This is a genomic window from Neisseria sp. HMSC065D04 (genome assembly GCF_001815675.1).
Lineage (GTDB): Bacteria > Pseudomonadota > Gammaproteobacteria > Burkholderiales > Neisseriaceae > Neisseria.
Window position 1 is genome coordinate 52,825 of the sequence record NZ_KV821532.1, and the last position, 3,803, is coordinate 56,627.

Genomic DNA, 3,803 nt, shown 5'->3' on the forward strand with positions numbered 1-3,803 from the left:
CGCCTTGTCCTGATTTAAAGTTAATCCACCATATATCAGGATGGTGCGGCTTGGGATGGGAAACCGAGTCTTGTTGAATGGATTGACTCAAAGTCAAAAATAAATTTCGTATGAGGCACGCAGTCAACCGCGCCAAGCATTCTTGCGTTGAACAGGCTTTCTTGAAAAAAGGTCGTCTGAAAAAATGAATTTCGGTGTTTTCAGACGATCTTTGATGTCTTAATTTCAGTAAAACATTGTTAATAACGAGTGCTTACTCTATAATCACGCCCGATTTAATCGGATAAAGTGTTGGTATTTAAAATAAAAACAGAAATATGGATATCAGATGTAATGCAACAGCAGCTTCCGCCGATATCCGCTTTAATCCGTTTCCTCTTCAAGATTTTTTTACAAACAATGGAGTGTTCATGTCCACAATGTTTTTTATCCAGTTCGCCATCGTACTGGTGTGTATCTTAATCGGCGCGCAGGTCGGCGGTATCGGCTTGGGTGTGCTCGGCGGTATCGGGCTGGCAGTTTTGGCCTTCGGTTTCCATCTTGAGCCGACCAGTCCGCCGATTGACGTGATGCTGATGATTATGGCGGTCGTTTCCGCTGCCGCATCGATGCAGGCAAGCGGCGGCTTGGACTACATGATTAAAATCGCCACCCGCGTTTTACACCGCAATCCGAAATACATCACTTTCATCGCCCCTATGGTGACTTATCTGTTTACCGTATTGGCAGGCACGGGACACGTCGCTTATTCGGTATTGCCCGTTATCGCCGAAGTCAGCCGCCGCAACGGTATCCGCCCGTCGCGTCCGTTGACGATGGCGGTCATCGCGTCGCAATTCGCCATTGTTGCCAGCCCGATTGCGGCCGCGGTCGTCGCCTGCGTGACCTACCTTGAACCGCAACACATCACGATGGCTGATGTGCTGAAAGTGACTGTTCCTTCAACTATTTTAGGTATCGGCCTTGCCTGCATATTCGTCAACAAGCTCGGCAAAGAGTTGAAAGATGACCCGCATTATCAGGCGTTGCTGAAAGACCCGGAATATATAGAAGCCAACGAAAAAGATTCGACTGAAGTTTCCAACGCGCCCGTCAGCAAAGAGGCGAAACTTTCGGTCGGGATTTTCCTTGCCGCCGCATTGCTGGTGGTGGTCATGGGCGCCGTACCGGAGTTGCGCCCGACTTTCCAAACGGAAGAAGGCCCGAAACTGATGGGCATGGCGCACACCATCGAAATCGTCATGCTTTCCGCTGCCGCGCTGATTATCCTGCTTTGCAAACCGAATGGTAACGCGATTACCAAAGGCTCGGTGTTCCATGCGGGGATGCGCGCCGTTATCGCCGTTTTTGGCGTGGCATGGCTGGGCGACACATTGATGCACGGTCATCTGGCCGAAGTCAAAGAAACCGTATCGCATTTGGTCGAAACTGCGCCGTGGACTTTTGCGTTTGCCCTGTTCGTTTTGTCTGTATTGGTCAACAGCCAAGGGGCGACCGTTGCAACGCTGTTCCCCATCGGTATTTCGCTGGGCATTCCCGCTCCGATTATCATCGGCACGTTTGTCGCGGTGAACGGCTATTTCTTCATCCCGAACTACGGTCCGATTATCGCAGCGATTGATTTTGACAGCACGGGTTCGACCAAAATCGGCAAATTTATTTTCAACCACAGCTTTATGATCCCCGGCCTCTTGAGCATGGCGTTCAGCTTGGCATTCGGTTTGCTGCTGGCGAATTACTTCTTTTAAGGTCGTCTGAAAAAAGGTCGTCTGAAAACACAAAATAGGTTTTCAGACGACCTTTGCTATATCTTTCCGGCAAAAATCTTATTCGCAATGAAGCGAGCGCGTTTTTTCGGCGAACGAATCCATGGCAATTTTGCACATGGTTTCACGCTGCGTTAAATCGGCGGCAGGCAGGGATTGAAACAGGAATTTTGTATTGTTGCGCTGAAAATCGGATTTGGCGCCTGCCTTTTTGTAACAATTCTCCGCGCGTGTGAAGTATTGTTGGCAGATTTTGGGCAGCTCTTCAAAGGTCAGCGGCTTATGTTTATGCATGCCGTGAGCGGATGCTGAGAATGCCGATGCCGTTAAAACAAGGGCGGTGAAGAATTTTAGAGGTGTTTGCATGATGCACTCCGGTTAAAAAAATGGGGCAAAGCAGGCAGGAGCAGGGTCAATCCGCCTGCTTTGACAGATTGGTTTCAGCTATCGCCGACGTTTAAAAAAATATGAGCCTTGTATCTCGCATTTGTTGCATTTTTGCCTTACGCGCCGTGTCGGTATTGAGTAAGCAATGCCATTCATTGCTTCAAGTTTTGCGCTGGATACGGGGCAATTTGCGGATAAAGGTCGTCTGAAATACTGTTTTCAGACGACCTTTAAGTGTGTTTTAACGAGGCAGGCCGCGTTCCCATGCGCGGCGGGCGCGTTTGCAGGCAAGCTGTTCTTTCCAATTCATGTAGCGTGCTTTAAAGCGGGCTTTCATGAAGTCGTCGAACTTGCGCTGTACGGTCAGGTTCCACAAACTATGCGCCTTAACCGCCCAGCTTTCATCCCATGCGCGCAGGGAGATGGAGAATGAGCCGTCAAGGTATTTCATCCAATGCCACCAGCCGGTCGGCATGAACAAGGTATCGCCGTATTCGAGGAAGCATTCGATGCCTTCAATGCCTTCAAGCTCGGGAAAACGTTCTGTATCAGGATTGTCGACGTGGTAGTCTTCCAGCGCGTAAGTGGCGAAAGGAATGCGGAACAGGCGCTCTTTCCATTTGTAATCGAACAAGATGATGTGTTTCTTGCCGAAATGCGTATGGAAGATGTGCGCCATATCGATGTCGTAGTGCAGGAAGGTTTCCGAACCTGCACCGCCGAAAAACAGGGTAGGGTAACGGTCTAAGAATCCGCCCATCAGCTCTTTGGGGAAAACGTAATCGTTCAGCAAGGCGGGAGCGTGTTTGATGGGGTCAAATAAGAAAATCCGCAAATCCGTCGGCTCGCGTTTGATCAGATCGATATAATCGCTGAAGCGCATTTCCGTACTGGCGGCGTTAATCGGCGCGGAAGGGTCGGCTTTGGCGCTGTCGTACAAGGGGACGACGATATCGCCGACGGTTTCTTTCATATAGTCCAGCGACCATTTGTCACGGGCAGGCCAGTTGCGGGTCAGTCCTTTGATCACGACGGGACGGCGCGGCTTGAGATAATTCTGATAAAAATCTTCGCGGCTGATGTCATCAACAACATCAATCGGAGTAAGTTTGAAACCCATAAGCAAATCTCTTTTTGGAATGTAAGACTGATTTTAAGTGAATATTTCGGAAGGAGGCAAGCGATGTTTCAGACGACCTGATTGGAATCAAGAATCGGGGTTAACTGTGATATTATGTCGATATAAATATTCCGTCCGAAACGCTTATGAACGATGCAGACGATTATTTGGGCAAGATGCCTTTTTTTATTGTATTCCTCGACCCGCTGCACACGGATTTCCACAGCAGCGGCAAGCCTCTGAACGAATACATCGCCCGCCATCCGCTGATGCACGACAAGCTGCACCGCCCCGCTTTTGCCGCCAAAGTGTTGGAAATGGCGGCAAACAGCAGCAATATGCGTGTATTTGTCCGCAAAGCGGATGCGCTGATTAAGCATCCGCTGCATTATATTGTCCGTAACGGAGTTTTCCGAACCGAAGAGCAGATGTGGGCGTTTATCAATTCGCCCGAAAACATCGCCGCCGTCAAACAACCCTAAAAGGCCGTACCCCCATGCTTTTGTTCATTGATAACTGTTATTCTCGTC

4 protein-coding genes are annotated in these 3,803 nt (G+C 49.5%); 2 read left to right on the top strand and 2 right to left on the bottom strand.

Annotated elements, in window-relative coordinates; genetic code table 11:
* Nucleotides 1–419 precede the first annotated feature (419 nt).
* Nucleotides 420–1,748 carry an anaerobic C4-dicarboxylate transporter family protein gene (locus HMPREF3050_RS09730; RefSeq protein WP_070774653.1) on the top strand — a complete coding sequence of 443 codons (1,329 nt, stop codon included), beginning with the start codon at nt 420–422 and terminating at the stop codon, nt 1,746–1,748.
* Nucleotides 1,749–1,826: 78 nt separating this feature from the next.
* On the opposite strand, the gene HMPREF3050_RS09735 is transcribed toward HMPREF3050_RS09730, so the two are convergent.
* Nucleotides 1,827–2,132 (bottom strand): hypothetical protein, encoded by a 306-nt coding sequence (locus tag HMPREF3050_RS09735; RefSeq protein ID WP_003767167.1) that lies wholly within the window; start codon nt 2,130–2,132, stop codon nt 1,827–1,829.
* A gap of 262 nt (nt 2,133–2,394) precedes the next feature.
* Nucleotides 2,395–3,273, bottom strand: coding sequence for a cupin-like domain-containing protein (locus HMPREF3050_RS09740; protein WP_003767148.1), 879 nt, complete (start codon nt 3,271–3,273; stop codon nt 2,395–2,397).
* A 146-nt stretch (nt 3,274–3,419) separates the two neighbouring features.
* Between HMPREF3050_RS09740 and HMPREF3050_RS09745 the strand changes: the two genes are divergently transcribed.
* Nucleotides 3,420–3,755 (top strand): hypothetical protein, encoded by a 336-nt coding sequence (locus HMPREF3050_RS09745; RefSeq protein ID WP_003767144.1) that lies wholly within the window; start codon nt 3,420–3,422, stop codon nt 3,753–3,755.
* Nucleotides 3,756–3,803 lie beyond the last annotated feature (48 nt).

Bases quoted from the DNA above. Each gene is read 5' to 3' on its own strand.
- HMPREF3050_RS09740 (WP_003767148.1), bottom strand. From the start codon at position 3,273: ATGGGTTTCAAACTTACTCCGATTGATGTTGTTGATGACATCAGCCGC.
- HMPREF3050_RS09745 (WP_003767144.1), top strand. From the start codon at position 3,420: ATGAACGATGCAGACGATTATTTGGGCAAGATGCCTTTTTTTATTGTA.
- HMPREF3050_RS09730 (WP_070774653.1), top strand. From the start codon at position 420: ATGTTTTTTATCCAGTTCGCCATCGTACTGGTGTGTATCTTAATCGGC.
- HMPREF3050_RS09735 (WP_003767167.1), bottom strand. From the start codon at position 2,132: ATGCAAACACCTCTAAAATTCTTCACCGCCCTTGTTTTAACGGCATCG.